At 71.7% G+C, this 18,441-nt stretch carries 12 protein-coding genes and 2 tRNA genes; 4 read left to right on the top strand and 10 right to left on the bottom strand.

The window, feature by feature from the left end; all coding sequences use genetic code 11:
• Positions 1 to 301: 301 nt before the first annotated feature.
• Positions 302 to 613 carry a DUF6966 domain-containing protein gene (locus SM577_RS02735; RefSeq protein WP_302918925.1) on the bottom strand — a complete coding sequence of 104 codons (312 nt, stop codon included), beginning with the start codon at positions 611 to 613 and terminating at the stop codon, positions 302 to 304.
• A 227-nt stretch (positions 614 to 840) separates the two neighbouring features.
• Here SM577_RS02735 and SM577_RS02740 point away from each other — a divergent pair, with 227 nt between their 5' ends.
• On the top strand, positions 841 to 1,254 hold the full coding sequence (locus SM577_RS02740) for a contact-dependent growth inhibition system immunity protein (RefSeq protein WP_302918926.1): 414 nt from the start codon (positions 841 to 843) through the stop codon (positions 1,252 to 1,254).
• A gap of 418 nt (positions 1,255 to 1,672) precedes the next feature.
• Here the strand turns inward: SM577_RS02740 and SM577_RS02745 are convergent, their stop codons facing one another.
• The 7 genes from SM577_RS02745 to SM577_RS02775 form a co-directional block, all read right to left on the bottom strand.
• Positions 1,673 to 2,389 (bottom strand): HEAT repeat domain-containing protein, encoded by a 717-nt coding sequence (locus SM577_RS02745; protein WP_474586197.1) that lies wholly within the window; start codon positions 2,387 to 2,389, stop codon positions 1,673 to 1,675.
• Between the two features lie 295 nt (positions 2,390 to 2,684).
• Positions 2,685 to 2,761 (bottom strand) — tRNA-Ile (locus tag SM577_RS02750).
• A 63-nt stretch (positions 2,762 to 2,824) separates the two neighbouring features.
• Positions 2,825 to 4,513: a M16 family metallopeptidase gene (locus SM577_RS02755; RefSeq protein WP_474586198.1), complete on the bottom strand. Its 1,689-nt coding sequence runs from the start codon at positions 4,511 to 4,513 to the stop codon at positions 2,825 to 2,827.
• The gene (locus SM577_RS02760; protein WP_474586199.1) at positions 4,510 to 5,463 is read right to left on the bottom strand and encodes a hypothetical protein; all 954 of its coding nucleotides are present in this window, start codon (positions 5,461 to 5,463) and stop codon (positions 4,510 to 4,512) included. The genes SM577_RS02755 and SM577_RS02760 overlap by 4 nt, the downstream gene beginning before the upstream one ends.
• 46 nt (positions 5,464 to 5,509) lie before the next feature.
• A complete protein-coding gene (locus SM577_RS02765) occupies positions 5,510 to 6,748 on the bottom strand; it encodes an NAD(P)/FAD-dependent oxidoreductase (protein WP_474586200.1) in 1,239 nt (412 codons plus the stop codon).
• Entirely contained in the window at positions 6,738 to 8,852 is a 2,115-nt protein-coding gene (locus SM577_RS02770) for an MMPL family transporter (RefSeq protein WP_302918930.1), read from the bottom strand. The genes SM577_RS02765 and SM577_RS02770 overlap by 11 nt, the downstream gene beginning before the upstream one ends.
• Positions 8,853 to 9,064: 212 nt before the next feature.
• A tRNA-Asn gene (locus SM577_RS02775) sits at positions 9,065 to 9,140 on the bottom strand.
• A 281-nt stretch (positions 9,141 to 9,421) separates the two neighbouring features.
• On the opposite strand from SM577_RS02775, the gene SM577_RS02780 reads away from it, so the two are divergent.
• The 3 genes from SM577_RS02780 (at position 9,422) to SM577_RS02790 (ending at position 14,642) form a co-directional block, all read left to right on the top strand.
• Entirely contained in the window at positions 9,422 to 9,835 is a 414-nt protein-coding gene (locus SM577_RS02780) for a hypothetical protein (protein WP_302918931.1), read from the top strand.
• A 279-nt stretch (positions 9,836 to 10,114) separates the two neighbouring features.
• Positions 10,115 to 13,444 (top strand): ThuA domain-containing protein, encoded by a 3,330-nt coding sequence (locus SM577_RS02785; protein ID WP_474586201.1) that lies wholly within the window; start codon positions 10,115 to 10,117, stop codon positions 13,442 to 13,444.
• Positions 13,445 to 13,568: 124 nt separating this feature from the next.
• Positions 13,569 to 14,642, top strand: a complete 1,074-nt coding sequence (locus tag SM577_RS02790; protein ID WP_474581899.1) for a sugar phosphate isomerase/epimerase family protein — start codon at positions 13,569 to 13,571, stop codon at positions 14,640 to 14,642.
• Positions 14,643 to 14,765: 123 nt separating this feature from the next.
• On the opposite strand, the gene SM577_RS02795 is transcribed toward SM577_RS02790, so the two are convergent.
• Both SM577_RS02795 and SM577_RS02800 read right to left on the bottom strand, forming a co-directional pair.
• Positions 14,766 to 15,773, bottom strand: a complete 1,008-nt coding sequence (locus tag SM577_RS02795; RefSeq protein WP_474586202.1) for a sugar phosphate isomerase/epimerase family protein — start codon at positions 15,771 to 15,773, stop codon at positions 14,766 to 14,768.
• A 487-nt stretch (positions 15,774 to 16,260) separates the two neighbouring features.
• A complete protein-coding gene (locus SM577_RS02800) occupies positions 16,261 to 18,369 on the bottom strand; it encodes a ThuA domain-containing protein (protein ID WP_474586203.1) in 2,109 nt (702 codons plus the stop codon).
• Positions 18,370 to 18,441: the final 72 nt, after the last annotated feature.

An 18,441-nucleotide genomic window follows, 5' to 3' on the forward strand; every position in this document is an offset into this window, starting at 1 on the left:
CGTGATGTGGTGCGCGAGCGAGAGCAGCCGCCCGGACCGAGGGCGTCGGTGCGGACCTTCACGCGGTCCGGCCGGGTCGTCGGCAGCATGGTTGGGCAGGAAAACGGTTGGTGGGGCGGGCGGGACTCGAACCCGCGACCGAGGATTATGAGATCAAAGTGCCCGCCCTGCCTATCTGGGGGAATAGGGGCCCAGCAGCCAAAACACCTTCCGACACCTCACACCGCTCCCCCAGCCTCCGTCACCCTCTTGCGGACTGCGGACTGCCCGTCTGTGGGGCAAACTGCTCCACCGCTGCAGGCTACAGAGGCTCGCCGGCCAACTGCCCTTGCAACTCCTCGAAGAGCATTGAACGCAGGCGGTCGAGCTGCCGCTGCTCAGGCAGGACCGCACCGTCTCGCTGCAGGACAATGTCCTGGAAGCCGCCCATCCCTTGTCGGTAGAGGCCGAGGATGTCCCGCACTACCCGCTGCCGGCCGTCGCGATCTGCGCCCGCCTCGACCAGCCGCCGGCCGAATCTCGCCAAGGCGCTGCTCCACTCGGGCTCATCGACCCGCAGCACATGAGCGACCTCTAGTAGGAGGTCGTGCAGCCTATCCGTGTTGTCCTCCACGGCAGCAGCTTCCCATAGCCGCTCAATGGCGGGACGCGCCCCTGCCTTGATCAAGACTGACGTCGGCCGGCGTACGTCGGTCCTGCTGACCTGCGCGAGTCGTCGACCGGTGTAGCCCTCCCCCGGCCCGTGTCGGCCGAGTTGGCTGTACTGATAGCTGTACAGCCAGGCGGCCCGCCAGCCTTCCGGGCAGCCCAGCATCGCGGGTGCCGACTAGCCTGACCGCCGTGACGACGATCGAGCAGCTTGAACGGAACGTTTGGCCGGACCCCGGCCCGGACGCCACGTCTCTGGTGAGGCGTTGCACGACGCTACGACGCAAGCCGTTGGCTGAGTTCACGGTCGAAGACCTGCGCATCATGCTCGGGCAACAGATTGGCGTGCCTGCTCTGCTGCCTCTCGCGGTACAAGTCCTGCTCCGCGATCCGTTGGCCGAGGGCCACTACTACCCGGGTGACCTGCTCACCAACGTGCTGCGGCTACCGGACTCGGCGTGGTCGAGCCTACGAGCGGAACGGAAGCGGCTGCAGTCTGTTCTGGCTGAGCTCGTTGCCGGTCCCCCGTTCTCCGACCCTGACCTAAAGCCTCGCGACCCGGACCGGCGTCTTGGCGACGCCATCGTGCGGTTTCTTGATCGATGAGAGCGATCTCCTCGTGGGGCAGTCGTAGCCCGTCCAGCTTCCGGGGAGGGTGACCAGGTGGAGCGTCTACCGGACGAACGACCTGGTCGCCCTCCCCGGAAGCTGGTAGCCCTCGTGGTGCCCGGCGAGGTGAGCCGCGGGCGGCATCTCGGAGGAGGGTCAGGGTTCGCGGCGGAGCCCCGAGGTCTTCAAAGATCCTGCGTCTGTCAGCGTGGCCGGCCGGCCGGCCCGGCCGATGCCGGCGGAGGTCGCCAGCAGGCCGGGGCCGGGCCGGCGCGGCGCGCTTGCGGGCCGCCTTGATCTAATAGAGCGGAATTCGGCAACACGTGGACCGCGCGGCGTGGACCGCGCGGTGTTTTCCGTCCCGGCAGATGCTTGAGATCGGAATCCCAGTACCTGCTTGACGAGATCACGTGGTCTATTCTCCAGCGCGTGCTTTTCGTTGGTGTTTGCGGACGTTTCGCAGCGTCTTCAGCGCCTTCTTGGCAGCGGTACTTACGTGCCCGCCGGTTCGCACCGTGGCGTGGTCCTCGACGGCGAGGCGCGTCAGCAGCTTCTCGGCTCTTTCGTCGCCGGTGGCGCCGAGCGCTCGTGCTGCCCAGAACCGCACTTCGGGATCGTCGTGTGAGGTCGCCTGGATCAGACGGTCGAAAGTTTTGATTGCAGGGCGCGCCAGCGCGGCCGACAGGTAGCCGGCACGTACGGGCCGGCGGGGCGACTCCAGCGCAGCCCACAAGCGCTCGATCGCCTCGTCGTCACCGATGTCGGCCAGGGCGTAGGCGGCAGCTGCTCTGACGTGCTCGGCTGGGTCGTCGAGCACCTGCGCGAGAGGCGTGATCGCGGTGGGGTCACGTATCTCTCCCAGAGCTTCACAGGCGCTCTCGCGGGCGAGAGCATCCGGGTGGCGAAGTAGGTCGATCAACAGCGGGGCGGCCGTCTGAAGGCGCAGGATGCCGCAGCCGGTCGCCGCCCACCTCTGGCATCCATACTCCTCGTCGGCAAGCGCAGCAAGGAGCGCTTCGGCCAGCGACTCATCACCGAACAACGCAAGGAGATTCAACGCGCGGGAGTAGATCTCGGGGTCGAAGTTGGGGTACCCGGTCACGATCTCCCTGAGGACCTGCTTCGCGGCCACGTCCCCTTTCTCGGCTCCAGCCACGAGCGCACGCAGTGCCTCCAGCCGAACCTCACGGTCAGGGTCAGTCAGCTCACGGAATTGGTCACGCACAGGAGACAACCTAGATCCGGCAGTCAGCCCGTGTCATGAAGCCCTCGCAGCGCTTAGAGGACGACTTGGACCAGGTGGCGGATCGCCTCGACCGGGCGGCGGCTCGTGCTGCTGCGGACTCAGTGCGGACTGAGGGCGTAGGTCCGGACCTTCACGCGATCCGCCCGGGTCGTCGTCAGCATGGCCGACCAGGGAAAACGGCTGGTGGGGCGGGCGGGACTCGAACCCGCGACCGAGGGATTATGAGTCCCCTGCTCTAACCGGCTGAGCTACCGCCCCGGCACCGCGCCGGATCCTATCCCGGCCGGTCGATCACCGGCCAGCACGAACCGGCACCCTCGCTCATCGGCGTCGCCGGCGCAGCAGCACGATGGGCAACGCGAGGATAACAGTGAGCAGCCAACCCACCACGACGACGCCCCACAGCCAGCCCTCGCCCTCGGCCGTCTCGGTGATGAACATGCCGAGGGTGAGCAGGGCGTTCAGCCCGCCGACCGCCAGCGCGGCCAGGCCGCTGAGCACCATCAGCGGGAGCTCCCACCAGGACCGCTGGACCGGCTCCCGGCGGGGCGCCGGCTCGGCCGCGCGGGGCTGCGGGATGCGCTCCGGGTCGCGCGCCGGCATGACCACCTGCCGGTCCGCCGGCACCTGCGAGTCGATCACCCGGATCGCGCCGGGGTGCAGCTCGAACATGGTGGGTTCGATCCGCATCGAGATGGCGTCCGCGCCGATCAGCTGCCGCGCGCCGTCCGGCCAGGCGAGCAGCACCGCGCAGTCGGCGTAGGTGACGGTGAGCGGGCCGCCCGGCCCGACGTAGCTGACCCCGTCGACGCCGACGCGCAGTTCGCCGTCGCCCTCCCGCTCCCGGTACGCGGTGCCGTCGACGATCCGCTCCGAGCAGGTGGGCGCCTCGACGAAGCCGGCCCAGTCGGCGGTGTTGCCCTCCGGCACCATCAGCAGCGCCGACCCGGCCACCTCCCGGGCCACCGCGTGCAGGTCGGCGACGGTGACCGCCTTCAGCTCGGCCCGGTGCTCGTCGATGGTGAGGTTGCGCTCTCCGGTGAGCACGTTGCAGGCGTACGCCGGCAGCCGGGCGGCGTCCACCTCGGCGGTGCCGAGCAGGTCCTCGCGCTTGGCCACGCAGGAGTCCAGGTCGCTCTGCTCGATCCGGCCGACCCGGAGCTTGGCCAGCGTGTCGATGAAGCCGCCGAGCACCGCGTCCTGCTTCTCCGGCAGCGCGTCGGCGAGCGCGCGCAGGCAGGCGTACCCGTCGCCGCGCGGGTCGTAGCCGGCGGTGGTGGTGTAGGAGAGGCCGCCCTCCTGCCGCAGCGACCGGAACAGCTCGCGCTCCAGCACGTCGGCGAAGAGGCTCGCGGCGGTCGAGCGCCGCACCACCGCGTCGAGGACCACCGCCCGCGAGCCGCTGACGAAGTACGCCGGGGTACGCGGCAGCGCCGACGACGCGGCCGGCACCGGCTGGCGTACGCCGGCGGGCAGCGCCAGCCGCAGCCCGGCGGGCACCCGGTCGCCGGCGATCCAGAGCACCGCGTTCTCCCGGGTGAACCAGCGGGCCGCCCACTGCCGCAGGTCGTCGCCGGTGAGCCCGCTCAGCCCCCACTCGGGGTAGCTGCTCAGGCCGAAGTCCCGGGCGCCGTGCCGCCACAGCGGCACCGCCTCCACCGGCGAGCCGCCGCGGTTGCTCCACTCGGTGCGCAGGATCTCCTTCTCCACCTCCAGCCGGCCGGTCGGCAGCTCGGTCAGGTTGGCGCAGACGGCGGTGAGGAAGGTGGCGATGTCCTGCTCGGACCCCTGCATGTGGAAGGTGGTGAAGACCGGCGAGGTGGCCCCGTTGAAGTGGTAGTCAGCCATCCCGAGGGGCGCCAGCGCGAGGTGTTCCAGCAGGTGGGTGATGCCGCTGCGGGCCAGCGTCTCGTCGGCGGTGCCGACCCGGAAGGTCAGTCCGGCGCGCATCGGCCCGCCGGTCGGGGCGAGCAGGGTGGGCACCCCGTCCACGTCCAGGTGCTGGATCATGCCAGGCCGCCCTTCGCGTACGCCTTGTCGCGGAACCGCTGGAACTGCTTCGTCTCGTCGCCGTCGATGTAGCCGAACATCGCCTCGTGGCCGAGCGGGCCCAGGGCCTGGAACTGCTGCGCGGCCGCGGGCCACTCCTCCATCAGGCAGAACGCCATGGCGAAGGTGCTGCGCACCCAGACCCAACCCCAGCCGTTGCGGAACTCGGGGTGCGAGATCGACCGCTGCGCCGCCTCGTGGATCTCCCGGCTGACGTGCGGGCTGCGCAGGTGGGCGCCGGCCTTGCCGAGGGTGTCCTGGTCGAGCGCCTGCTCCAGGTGCGCCTCGACGACCAGCACCGCGTTCGGCGCGCCGGGCGGGGCCGCCGCCGCGCACTCCCGGGCGAAGCCGTGCGCCCGCTCCCAGGTGCCGCTCCACTTCGGGCAGAACTGTTGCAGCAGCGACGCCTGCGCCGGCAGGTGGTGCGGGTGGTGCTTGGCGAGCTGGTCGTAGCGGCGGCGCGCCTCGGCCTGGCCGAGTTGCAGGCCCCGGGCGTTGGTGATGCGCTGCGTCCAGGCCGCCGCGTCGTCCGGGTGGCGGGCGGTGACCTCGATCAGCACCTGCTCGGCGCGGCGCAGGTGGTCGAAGAACTGGGCGAACTGGTCACGGCTGACGTACTGGGCGCGGCGGGCCGAGCGGATCCGCCAGCCGGCCCGGATGAGGTACGCGCCGAGCAGCGTCCCGGCCAGCGGATCCGCCGGCTGCTCGGCCAGCACCCCGCCAAGGAACTCCTCGATGTCGGCGGTCTCGCCGACCTCGCCGACCAGGACCGTGCGGCCGTGCGGGTCCGGCTCGGCCAGCTGTGCGCGCAGGGCCGGCCAGTCACGCGCGGCGAGCGCCGCGCGCACCGCGCTGACCTGGGGGTACGCCGCCGCGGCGTCGAAGTTGGGCGGCGGAAGGGGGGCAGGCATGGCGAGGATGATAAGTGATCAACAACTCGCCGGGTGCCCCGCTTTCTCAGCCGGACCGCAGCCGCTCCAGCACCGCCCCGGCGGCCCGCCAGCCGCTGGTCAGCGCCCCCTGGATGGACGGGCTGTCCCGGTGGTCCCCGGCCACGAACAGGCCGTCGCCGAGCGCCACCGGCTTGCGCAGCCGCCCCTGCGGCGGTGGCGCGGCGGGCAGCGCGGCCGGGATCGACACGGTGGTCAGGTGCGTCCAGTCGGCGGTGGACCGTCCGTAGAGCCGGGCCAGTTCGAGCCGTACGGCCGGCTCGGGCGGGGCCGTTGGGCCGACCACCGAGGTGGCCACCAGGTGCCGCCCGGCCGGCGCGTACGCGGGCGCGGCCCGGCTGACCACCACCGTGTTGGCGACCAGTTCCCGCCGGTCGCCGTCGACCAGCAGGATCGGCTCGGCCAGCGGCGGCTCGGCGGTGCTGTGGTAGTAGGTCGTGTAGCTGTGCATGCGTACCGGTGGCAGGGCCGGCAGCAGGGTGGCCGCCGCCAGCGGGTCGACGGCGACCACGACGGCGCGGCAGCCGATGTCGCCGGCCTGGGTGCGGACCCGGCCGGGCGCGACCTGCGAGACCGGGGTGTCCAGGTCGATCAGGTCGGCCGGCAGCGGGTCGGCGATCGCCCGGGGCAGCGCGGCCATCCCCTCGGCGGGCAGGCCGATCCGCCCGCGGGCGAACGAGCGCAGCACCATCGCGAACACCCGGCTGGAGGTCTCCAGCTCCCGTTCCACGAAGACGCCGGAGAGGAACGGCCGGAGCAGCTCCTCGATGATCGCGTCGGAGAGCCCGGCCCGGCGCAGCGCCGCCTCGGTGGTGGTCTCCGGCGCGGCGAGCAGCCGCCCGGGCGGCAGCGTGGCGCAGCCGGCGGCGAGCGCGGCGAACCGCAGCCGGTCGAGCGGCGAGCCGATGCCGGCCAGCGCGGTGCGCGGCCCGCCGGTCGGCTCGCGCAGCGGGTTGACCAGCCGGTGCAGCGAGTCGCCCTTGCGCACCAGCACGCCGGGGGTGAAGTGGCCCAGGCCCAGCCGGTCGACGTCGAGCAGCGTGCCGAGCCGCGGGTAGGCGGTGTTGAGCACCTGGAAGCCCCGGTCGAGCAGGTAGCCGTCGACGGCGTCGGTGGCGACCCGGCCGCCGAGCCGGCCGCCGGCCTCGAGCAGCCGCCAGGGCACGCCGGCCCGGTGCAGCCGCCGGGCCGCGGCGAGGCCGGCCAGGCCACCGCCGACGATCACCACATCGGTCTCAGCCAGCACGACGCGCCTCCCGTTCACCGTTGGCCCGGGCCAGCCGGCCCGGCCACCACACCCGCGGCCCGATGTCGTACGCCAGCGCCGGCACCAGCAGCGAGCGGACCACGATGGTGTCGATGAGCACGCCCACGGCGACCGCCACGCCCAGCTCGACCAGGACCACCAGCGGCAGGACGGCCAGCGCCGAGAAGGTCGCGGCCAGCACGATTCCGGCCGACGTGATGACGCCGCCGGTGACCGCCAGGCCGGCCAGCACCCCGGCCCGGGTGCCCCGCCGGACGGACTCCTCCCGCACCCGGCTCATCAGGAAGATGTTGTAGTCGATGCCGAGGGCGACCAGGAAGACGAACGCGAACAGCGGGAACGACGCGTCCACGCCGGGGAAGTCGAGGACGTGCCGGAAGATCAGCGCGCAGAGCCCGAGCGTGGCGGCGAACGAGAGCAGCACCGTGGCGATCAGCAGGATCGGGGCGAGCAGCGCGCGGAGCAGCACGGCCAGGATGATCGCGATGACCACCAGCACCACCGGGATGATGACGTTCTGGTCCCGGGTGGCGGCGTCCGCGGTGTCCACGTTGATCGCGGTGAAGCCGCCGACCGCGGCGTCCGCGCCGGGCACCCGGTGCACCGCGGCGCGCAGGTCGCGGATGGTCCGCTCGGCGCCGTCGCTGTCCGGCGGGTCGGCCAGCGTCGCCTCCAGTTGCACGGTGCCGTCCACCACCCTGGGTGGCGCCGCGGGGTCGGGCGGGCCGGTCGGGTCCCCGGTGACCGGGCGGACGACGGCCACCCCGGGCACCGCGCGGGCCACCTCGGCGACCTGCCGGGCGGCCCGCTGGTCGACCAGGATGGTGGCCGGGCTGCCGGTGCCGGCCGGGTAGTGCCGGGCGATCACCTCCTGGCCGGCGACCGAGTCGGTGCGCTGGGTGAACAGGTCGGACTGGCCGAGCGTGGTGGCGCCGAGCTGGGTCAGGCCGAGCGCCAGGGTGGCCAGTAGCACGCTGGTGACCAGCCAGACCGGCCGGGCCCGGCGGGCCACGAAACCGGCGATCCGGCGCCAGCTGCCGTGCTCGGCCTGCGGTTCCGCCTCGTCCGCCCGGGGCCGGCGCGGCCAGAACGCCCACCGCCCGCCGAGTACCAGCAGGGCGGGCAGGAAGGTGAGCATCACCAGCAGGGTGGCGGCGATGCCGATGGCGGCGACCGGGCCGAGCGCGCGGTTGGAGTTGAGGCTGGACAGCAGCAGGCAGAGCAGACTGAGGATGACCGTGCCACCGGAGGCGACGATCGCCGGGGCGGCGCCCTTCCAGGCGGTCCGCATCGCCTCCCGGGGGCGGGCGTGCCGATGCAGTTCCTCGCGGTAGCGGGCCACCAGCAGCAGCGCGTAGTCGGTGCCGGCGCCGAAGACCAGCACGGTGAGGATGCCCTGCGCCTGCCCGTTGAGGGTGATGACATCGGCGTCGGCGAGCAGGTGGACGAGGGCGGCGGCCAGCGCGAAGGACGTCCCGGCGGCGAGCAGCGGGAAGATCCAGAGGATCGGGCTGCGGTAGACGACCAGCAGGATGACCAGCACCACGCAGAGGGTGACCAGCAGCAGCGTGCCGTCGATGGCGGAGAAGACCTCGATCAGGTCGGCGAGCAGGCCGGCCGGCCCCGCCACGTCGACGGTCAACCCGTCCCGGTCGCCGCCGGCGATGTCCCGCAGCCGTTCCACCGTCGTACCGATCCGCTCCCCCTCGGCGTCGTCGATCGGCACCACCACCTGCAACGCCTGCCCGTCCTGGCTGGGGATCGGCGGGGGCAGCGGGCCGACCACCCCGGGCACCCCGGCGAACCGGGTGGCGTCGGCCGCCACCCGCTGCCGGTCGGCGTCGGTGATGCCGCTGGTGCGTTCGTAGACCACCAGGGCCGGCGTGGTCTGCCGGTCGACGAACCGCCCGGACAGCTCCTGGGCCCGGGTCGCCTCGGCGTCGGCGGGCAGGAACGCGGCGCTGTCGTTGGTGGCGACCTCGCCCAGCCGGCCGGCGAAGGGCCCGGTGACCGCGCCGACGACCAGCCAGGCGAGCACGACCGCCACCGCGACCAGGGTGACCCTGCCGCCTCGTCCGGACATCACACCCACCCAACACCCGATGCACCGATCGACGCAGCCGGGGTCTGGTCGACATCGACCATCCTGCCGGGCGAACGGCGCCGGGGTGGGCGAAACGGAAGAGGCTCGCCTTTCCGGCGGCGGACGGGCCGCAGCGGACGGGGGTGCGTGTCGCACGCCGTCGCCGGGAACGACGAACGCCCGCCGGCGGGGCCGACGGGCGTCGAGTGGAGTGGCTCCCCCGTTTGGACTCGAACCAAAAACCTGCCGGTTAACAGCCGGCTGCTCTGCCAATTGAGCTACGGGGGACCGTGTTGCCCGGTTTCCGGATCTCTCCTTCGCCGTGCGACGGGACAAGAGTACAGGACTCCCGGGGGTGTTGGTCGAGGGGGTTACCCACCGATCCGGGCCGGTCGCGACCCGGACCGACCATGAATAATACGGACAATTCGTCATCGCGGCACAAGGAGGTATGAGCGGAGAGCAGGATGGGTAGTTAGCTGCGGACAGAGAACGCAGGCGCGAGGTGGTCGCTCCCGCCGGGGTGAGCCCGACGGGACGACGGCGCGTCAGGTACGGAAGGAGCCGCCATGCGCGGAAAGATCATGTTTCTTGGCGGGCTGGCTGCGGGATTCGTCCTGGGCGCCCGTGCCGGCCGGGAGAAGTACGAGGAGCTGGTGATCCGGGGCCGCAAGGTGCTCGACCACCCCACCGTGCAGGAGGCGGCGGGTGTCGCGCAGGCCCAGGCGACCCGGCTCTACAGCGAGGGCAAGGACAAGCTCGGCCAGTCGAAGCTGGGCGAGAAGCTCGGCGGCAACGGCAGCAAGCAGGAGCTGACCGCCGCCGACGACGCGTTCGCCGGCACGCCGGCCACCGTCGGCGCCAAGACCGGCTCGTCGAGCTCCAGCTCGACCGGCTCGGCGGGCTCGACCTCCGGGTCGACGTCGGCCGGCAGCGCGACTCGCAAGCCGTCCAGCTCGGGCACCAGCGGCAGCACCCTCTGAGCTCATCCGCGAGCGGGCCGGTCACCTGGTGGTGACCGGCCCGCTGTCGTGTCCGGGGACGGCCCCGCCCCAGGTCGGCGGGCCGTCCGCCACTTTCGCCTGTTTGGAGCAAAAGTTCGACCCGACCATCGAAAACTTCTGCCTCCAGCCTCTTCTCTTTAGTCTCGCTCGCAAATATCGTCCTGCGTAGAACCTGGCCAGGCTCTTTGGTACTCCCCCGCGACCTCCTCAGCGACGTCCCGGCGCTGGGGCGGACCCGCCCGACCAGAGCGAGGTTCGATGCGCAGACCGATCGGCCGAAGGGCCACCACCTTCCTCAGCCTGCTCACCCTCGTCGGCGCGACACTCGTCGCGACGGCCCAGCAGCAGCCCGCGCCGGCGCTCGCCGCACCGGCACCGACCAGCAACGGCATCGAGTACAAGGTCCTCGTCTTCACCCGGTCAGCCGGCGGCGGCCACGCCGCCACCGCCGCCGGGGTGGACGCGATCCGCCAGCTCGGCAACGACCGGCGCTTCACCGTCGAGGTGACCGACGACGCCCGCAAGTTCGACGAGCCGCACCTCAAGCAGTTCCGCGCGGTGGTGTTCCTGAACACCGCCGGCGACGTCCTCACCGACGACCAGCGGGCCGCCTTCGAGCGGTACTACCGGGCCGGCGGCGGCTTCGTCGGCGTGCACTCCGCGATCGAGGCCGAGCCCGGATGGTCCTTTTTGGACGACGTGCTCGGCACCCGGGCGGTGGGCGCCGCGTCGGCGCCGGCCGCGGCCACCGTCACCGTCGCCGACCGGGTGCACCCGGCCTCGGCCCCGCTGCCGGAGCGCTGGACCCACCCGGACCGCTGGTACAACTTCGCCGCCAACGTCCGGGGCGTCTCGCACGTCCTGGCCACGGTGGACGAGAAGACGTACGCCGGCGGGACGATGGGCTTCGACCACCCGGTCACCTGGTGCAAGGACTACCAGGGCGGCCGCTCCTTCTACACCGGGCTCGGCGCGACGCCGGAGAGCTTCGGCAGCACCGACCTGCGGGCGCACCTCGGCGGCGCGATCCAGTGGGCGGCCGGGGTGACCGACGGCGACTGCGGCGCCACCGTGCTGGCCAACTACCAGATGGAGGTCATCGGGGCGCAGCCCAACGTCAACGAGCCGATCGGCTTCGACGTGCTGCCCGACGGCCGGGTCATCCAGACCGACCGCCGCGGCGGCGTACGCCTGCACGACCCGGAGAGCAACGAGACCACCGTGCTGGCCCAGATCCCGGTCTACACCCACAGCGAGGACGGGATGTACGGCCCGGCGATCGACCGCGAGTTCGCCACCAACCGCTGGGTCTACCTCTTCTACGCGCCGCCGCTGGACACCCCCGCCGGTGGGGCGCCGACCACCAGCACCGACCCGAGCGCGTGGGACCGGTGGAAGGGCTACTTCCAGCTGTCCCGGTTCAAGTTCGTCGACGGGGACACGCCCTCGCTGGACCTGGCCACCGAGCAGAAGATCCTCCAGGTGCCGGTGGACCGGGGCGCCTGCTGCCACGTGGCCGGCGACATCGCCTTCGACTCGAAGAACAACCTGTGGCTGGTCACCGGCGACGACACCCCGGCCGGCGGTGGCGGCTCCGGCGGCTTCTCGCCGCACAACGACTCGGTGAGCGCCACCGGCGTCTACCAGGCGCCCTTCGTGGACGCCCGGCGCAGCTCGGCGAACACCAACGACCTGCGCGGCAAGATCCTGCGCATCTCGGTGCAGCCGGACGGCAGCTACACGGTGCCGGCGGGCAACCTCTTCCCGGAGGCGCGGGACCCGGGTGACAAGACCCGGCCGGAGATCTACGCGATGGGCTTCCGGAACCCGTTCCGGATCACCCACGACCGCAACGACGTCGCCTACGTCACCGACTACTCCCCCGACTCCTCGACCGCCGCGGTGGGCCGGGGACCGGCGGGCACCGGCCGGATGATGGTGGTCGACAAGCCGGCCAACTACGGCTGGCCGATGTGCGTGCAGCCGAACCTGCCGTACATCGAGATGAACTGGACCACCAGCCCGATCTCCCCGGTCGCGCCGTTCGACTGCGCGGCCCCGAAGAACACCTCCCGGCACAACACCGGGCTGACCGACCTGCCGGCGGTCGAGAAGTCGGAGCTGTGGTACTCCTTCCAGGCTCCGACCCCCTGCCCGGAGTCCTACCTGTCCACCCCGACGCAGACCTGCCCGGTGCTCTTCCCCGAGCTGGGCACCGGCGGCGTCGGGCCGCACGGCGCGGCGCGCTACGACTACGACCCGGAGCTGAGGTCGGAGACGAAGTTCCCCGCGTACTTCGACGGGTCGATCTTCTTCGGCGAGTTCACCCGGGACACCCTCAAGGAGATCCGGCTTGACGGCCAGGGCGACATCCTGAAGATCAACAACGTGCTGGACTGCGGCCCCGGCCCGAGCACGCCGGCCCGGCCGTTCCTCTGCGACAACCCGATGGACATGAAGTGGGGCCCGGACGGCAACTTCTACCTGCTGACGTACGGCGACGGGTTCTTCAACGTCAACCCGGACGCGGCGATGCTGAAGTTCAGCTACGTCAAGGGCCTGCGGGCGCCGAACGCGGTGCTGGGCGCGACGCCCACCAACGGGCACGCGCCGCTGACCGTCGCCTTCTCCAGCGACGGATCGAAGGACCCGGACCCGGCGGACTCCATCTCGTTCGCCTGGGACTTCGACGGCAACGGCACGACCGACTCGGTCGACCCGAACCCGACGCACACCTACACCGCCAACGGCGTCTACACCGCGCGGCTCACGGTGACCGACTCCAGCGGCAAGAGCGCGTCGGCGAACACCACGATCACTGTCGGCAACACCGCGCCCACGGTGACCGTCGACACCCCGCTGGAGGGCGGCTTCTTCAGCTGGGGTGACGGGATCCCCTGGTCGGTGACGGTCACCGACCCGGAGGACGGTCCGATCGACTGCGGCAAGGTCGAGGTGACCTTCGTGCTCGGCCACGACGAGCACGGCCACGGCGAGGCCAACCAGTTCGGCTGCTCGGGCGTGCTGCCCACGATCGCCGACGACGCCTCCCACGGCGGCTACATCTACGGCGTGGTCAGCGCCTCATACACCGACAAGGGCGCCAACGGGCAACCCGCCCTGACCACGGTGGACCAGCAGATCATCCAGGACAAGCGCCAGCAGGTGGAGTTCGCCCGGGACCAGTCCGGCACCACCGTCGGCAACAGCGCCGACACCGGCGGCGGGCAGCAACGGGGCAGCCTCGACCCGGGTGACTGGATCGCGGTGAACAACACGGTGAACCTGCACAACATCCAGTCGGTCACCCTGCGCACCAGCGGCGGCAGCGCCGCGACCGCCGGGCAGCCCCGGTTCGGCGTCGAGTTCCGCCTCGACTCCCCCACCGGCCCGCTGCTGGGCACCGCCACGGTCAACGCGACCACCGGTAACAACGCCTTCACCAGCACCACCGTGCCGATCACCGACCCGGGCGGCACGCACCGGCTCTACCTCGTCTTCACCACCGTGCCCGGCGGCCCGGCCAGCGGCTTCGGCAACCTGAACTGGATCGAGTTCGCCGGCCAGGGCATCGGCGTCGCACCGTGACGCGGTGCCCGGGGGCCGCCGCCCGGCGGCCCCCGGGCGCCGCCGGATCCTCCCGTGCGCCGGGTCACCGCCGGTGACCCGGGCCGGGCCCACCCATCACCAGCACCGAGAAAGGCAGCAGGAGATGAACGACAGTCAGCACGGCATGAGCCGTCGCCGGATGCTCGGCGCCCTCGCCGGTGTCGCCGGCGCGGCCGCCGTCGGGGCCACCGGCTGGGCCTCCGCCGCCAGCGCCAACGGCAACGGCCTGCTCGTCCCGGCCGGCAAGCGCGGCATCATCCTCTACAGCGTCCGGGACCGGATCGGCGCCGCCCCGGACGCCAGCGGGGTGCCGTACGGCTTCGAGCGGGTGCTCGCCCGGCTCGCCGAGATCGGCTACAAGGAGGTGGAGTTCGCCGGCTACAACCAGCACACCTCCATCCTCGGCCGGCAGATCACACCGCAGGAGATCCGCAAGATCCTGGACGACAACGGGCTGCGGGCCAACGGCTCGCACGCCTCGATCCCGGGCACCGTCACGCCGGACACCATCGCCGCGTTCGAGCGGACGCTGGACACCGCCGAGATCCTCGGCATGCAGCACATCGGCACCGGCAGCGACCCGACCGGCAGCAACTACAAGGCCGACTGGGACGCCGCCGTCGACCGGTGGAACACCTTCGGCGAGATGGCCGCCGCCCGGGGGCTGAAGCTGTACACGCACAACCACGACGCGGCGTACAACTTCCTGCTGGACAGCGGGCCGCTGGACGCGCAGGGCCGGCCGACCCGGTCCTCCGGCGTGCGCAAGCTGGAGTACTTCATCGCGCGCACCAACCCGGAGTGGGTCTGGTTCGAGATGGACATCTACTGGGCGCACGTGGCCCAGCACCGGTTCCGCAGCTACACCGACCCGGACGGGGTGACCCAGACCAGCGTCTTCGACCCGCTGGCCGTGGTCGCCGCCCAGCCCATCCGGTTCCCGCTGTTCCACGCCAAGGACGGCGCGTTCAACCCGGCCAGCAGCGCCGGGTACGACATGGTGCCGCTGGGTCAGGGCGACATCGACTACGGGCACTTCTTCGCCAACATGGGCGCCAAGGGCTACCACAACCCGATGTGGGAGCAGGACAACGCGCCGGGTGGCGCCGCCGACCCGGGCCGGTCGCTGCGCTACGCGGAGGTCAGCTTCCAGCACATGTCGGGTCTGCGGGGCTGACGGACCCGACACCGCAGGAGGGGCCGCGCCCGGGAAACCCGGCGCGGCCCCTCGCGCTACGCGGTCAGTCCGCGCTGCTGAACGCGGCGCGCTCAGTCCATGCTGCTGCTGAACGCGGCGCGCTCAGTCCTTGCTGCTGAACGCGGCGTCGAAGGCCGCGGCCGGGGCGTCGAAGGCGAGCCGGCGGACGAACTGGAGCGCCTCCGGGGCGCCGACCAGGCGGTCCATGCCGGCGTCCTCCCACTCGATGGAGATCGGGCCGTCGTAGCCGATCGCGTTCAACGCCCGGAAGCAGTCCTCCCAGGGCACGTCGCCGTGGCCGGTGGAGACGAAGTCCCAGCCGCGGCGCAGGTCGGCCCAGGGCAGGTGCGAGGAGAGCCGGCCGCGCCGGCCGTCACCGGTGCGCACCTTGGCGTCCTTGCAGTCGACGTGGTAGATCCGGTCGGCGAAGTCGAAGATGAAGTTGACCGGGTCGAGTTCCTGCCAGACGAAGTGCGACGGGTCCCAGTTCAGCCCGAACGCGGGCCGGTGGCCGATCGCCTCCAGCGCGCGCTTCGTCGTCCAGTAGTCGTACGCGATCTCGCTGGGGTGCACCTCGTGGGCGAACCGCACCCCGACGGAGTCGAAGACGTCGAGGATCGGGTTCCACCGGTCGGCGAAGTCCTGGTAGCCGCGCTCGATCATCGACGGCGGCACCGGCGGGAACATCGCCAGGGTGTGCCAGATCGACGACCCGGTGAAGCCGACGACGGTCTTCACACCGAGCTTCGCCGCCGCCCGCGCGGTGTCCTTGATCTCCTCGGCGGCCCGCTGGCGTACGCCCTCCGGCTCCCCGTCGCCCCAGATCCGGGCCGGCAGGATGTCCTGGTGCCGCTCGTCGATCGGGTGGTCGCAGACGGCCTGGCCGACCAGGTGGTTGGAGATCGCGTAGACCTTCAGGTTGTGCTTGGCGAGGATCTCCCGCTTGCGGTCGACGTACGAGTCGTCGGCCAGCGCCTTGTCGACCTCGAAGTGGTCGCCCCAGCAGGCGATCTCCAGCCCGTCGTAGCCCCACTCGGAGGCGAGCCGGCAGACCTCGTCGAACGGAAGGTCGGCCCACTGGCCGGTGAAGAGCGTGATGGGTCGCGCCATTGTCCTTCTCCCCTGTCGTGATGGGGATTCCGTACCTGCGGACCGGGGCGAGGGTGACCGGTGGTGCCCGGCGAGCGCGGCGATGCCGACGGGTACGCGAAGCACCTGGACCCGCCGGGTTGCGCCTCCCGCCGGATCGCCGGCCACCTCCACGATCGCCGCCCCCACTCTATGGCCGCCGCCACCGCCACGGAAGGCCCCACCGGTGAGCGGCGACCGGCAGCGGGCGGAGGCGACGGGCAGCCGCTCGTGGTAGGCCACGGACGGAGACGGCCGGGGGCCGGGGCGAGTTCCCTACGGTCCTTCGGGGCGGGGCGCACCTGATGCCGGCGTGTCGTGATCCGAGTGGGGAGATCCGGCCGGGCCTGATGACTCAGAGGCATATTCATACCTCTGAGTCATCAGGCTCCATGGGATGTGCGACGGGCGACGCCGCCGACGGCACGGCCACCGCGCCCCTCACGACAAGGTCAGGGCAGGGCAAGGGTCAGGGCAGGGTCCACTTCTGGTTCGCCGCGGCGGTGCAGGTCCACAGGTGCACGGCGGTGCCGTCGGCGGAGTTGTTGCCGGAGACGTCCAGGCACTTGCCCGACTGCGGGTTGCGCACCGTCCCGTCCGCCTGCGCCGACCAGTTCTGCGCACCGGTGCCGTTGCAGGTCCACAACTGGATCTTCGTACCGTCCGCCGAACCGCCACCGGAGACGTCCAGGCACTTGCCCAACGCCCGGATCGTCGAGTTCGGCGTCACCGTCCACGTCTGCGCGGCGCTGCCGTTGCAGGTGTAGAGCTGGATCTGCGTACCGTCGGCGGTGCCGGAGTTGCGCACGTCCAGGCACTTGCCGGCCAGGCCCCGGATCGGCCCGGTGCCGGTGCCGCCGCCACTGCCCCGCACCAGGGTGAAGTCGTCCACGTCGAAGAGCCCCGAGCCCGAGCCGGTGAAGGTCAGGTAGAGGTTCTGGGTGCCGGACGGGACGCCGGCGAGGTTCGTGGTGACGTCGGCGAAGGTGGTCCAACTGCCGGTGTTCGGCACCCCGACCGAGCCGAGCACGGTGCCGGTGGCCGAGCCGGTACGGACCTGGATGGTGCCGCCCGGGCCGCCGGAGACGACCCGCGCCTTGAACGAGGTCACCCCGGTCAGGTCGAGACCGTTGTACGCCGCCCAGTCGCCCGGGTCGATGTAGCCGAGCGTCTGACCGCCGTTCGCCCCGGCCTTGCTGAACGGGGTGACCCCGCTGGCCGAGCTGAACGCCTCCGCCTGGACGGTGCCGGTGGGCGGCGGGGTGGTGCCCAGTTCCTTGATCCGGATGTTGCGGAACGAGGCGTCGTCGCCGGTGCCGTGGTTCTGGATGCCGATGTGGCCGGCGAGCGAGCGGGCCGGGTCGGTGTTGGTGAAGTCGTTGATCTTCACCCCGTTCAGGAAGACCTGGAGCCGCTCACCCTCGACCAGCAGCTCGTAGGTGTTCCACTCCCCCGGCGGGTTCAGCGCCGCGTCCCGGGCGGCGATGTCGGCGGACTTGAAGGTGTAGACCGCGCCGGTGGTCCGGTCGACCGCGTCGGTGGCGTCGATCTGGATCTCGTAGCCGTTGTTCACCGCCGACCACGGGTCGCTCGACGGCGGGAAGCCGATGAAGACGCCGGAGTTGTCGTCTCCCGCGAGCCGCCAGTCCAGCTTGAGCGAGTAGTTGCTGAACTGCTTCGCGCTGTACCAGTACAGGCCCATCCCGCCGACCGAGGTGAGGGTGGCGTCGGCGTTGCTGAAGCTGCCCGGTCCGGCCTGGGACCAGCCGGTGGTGGAGCCGTTGTAGAGGGTGGTGTAGCCGGTCTCCGGCCGGCAGTCGGCCTTGGCCCGGCCGGCCGCGTAGCGGATGCCGCCGAGCAGGTGGGCGCGGAACGCCGGCTCGGTGTACGACGCCTGGGTGTGCCCACCGCCGGTGTAGAAGGCCCGGCCGCCGCTGTAGGTCTTGCACCACGAGTGCGGGTGGTCGGCACCCATCGAGCCGCCCGAGTACGACGACTCGTCGAGGGTGGCCAGCACCCGGGCCGTGGACCGGGCGTTGGTCTGGTAGTTGTACCACTCGTCGGTGCGGGTCCAGGTCTGCGGCAGGTGCGCGGTGGCCGCGTGCGCCCGGTTCTCCACCTTGACGTTGGCCTGCTGGATGTGCGGGTGCGAGGCGAAGTACGCCCCGACCAGGTTGCCGTAGAACGACCAGCCGTACTCGGTGTCGGCGGCGGCGTGCACCCCGACGTACCCGCCGCCGGAGCCGATGTACGACTCGAAGGCGCTCTGCTGACTGGCGTTGAGCACGTCGCCGGTGGTGTTGAGGAAGACCACCGCCTCGAACCGGGCGAGGTTGGCGGTGGTGAACTGGGCGGCGTCCTCGGTGGCGGTGACGGTGAAGTTGTTCGTCGCCCCGAGGTCACGGATGGCCTGGGTGCCGACCGCGATGGAGTCGTGCCGGAACCCGGCGGTCTTGGAGAAGACCAGCACGTCGTACGGGGCGTCGGCGGCGCTGGCCGGGGTGGCCGGGGTGGTGCAGGCGAGGGTGGCGAGGACGGCGGTGGCCGCGCCGAGGACGGGTCGGAGGAGTCTGCGCATGTCGCTCTCCCAATTCCGGTCAGGAGGGGCCACCAGTGCCGACGGTACGCCGTGACCGGCGGCCCCTCCGGT

The sequence above is a fragment of the Micromonospora desertarenae genome, assembly GCF_056150265.1.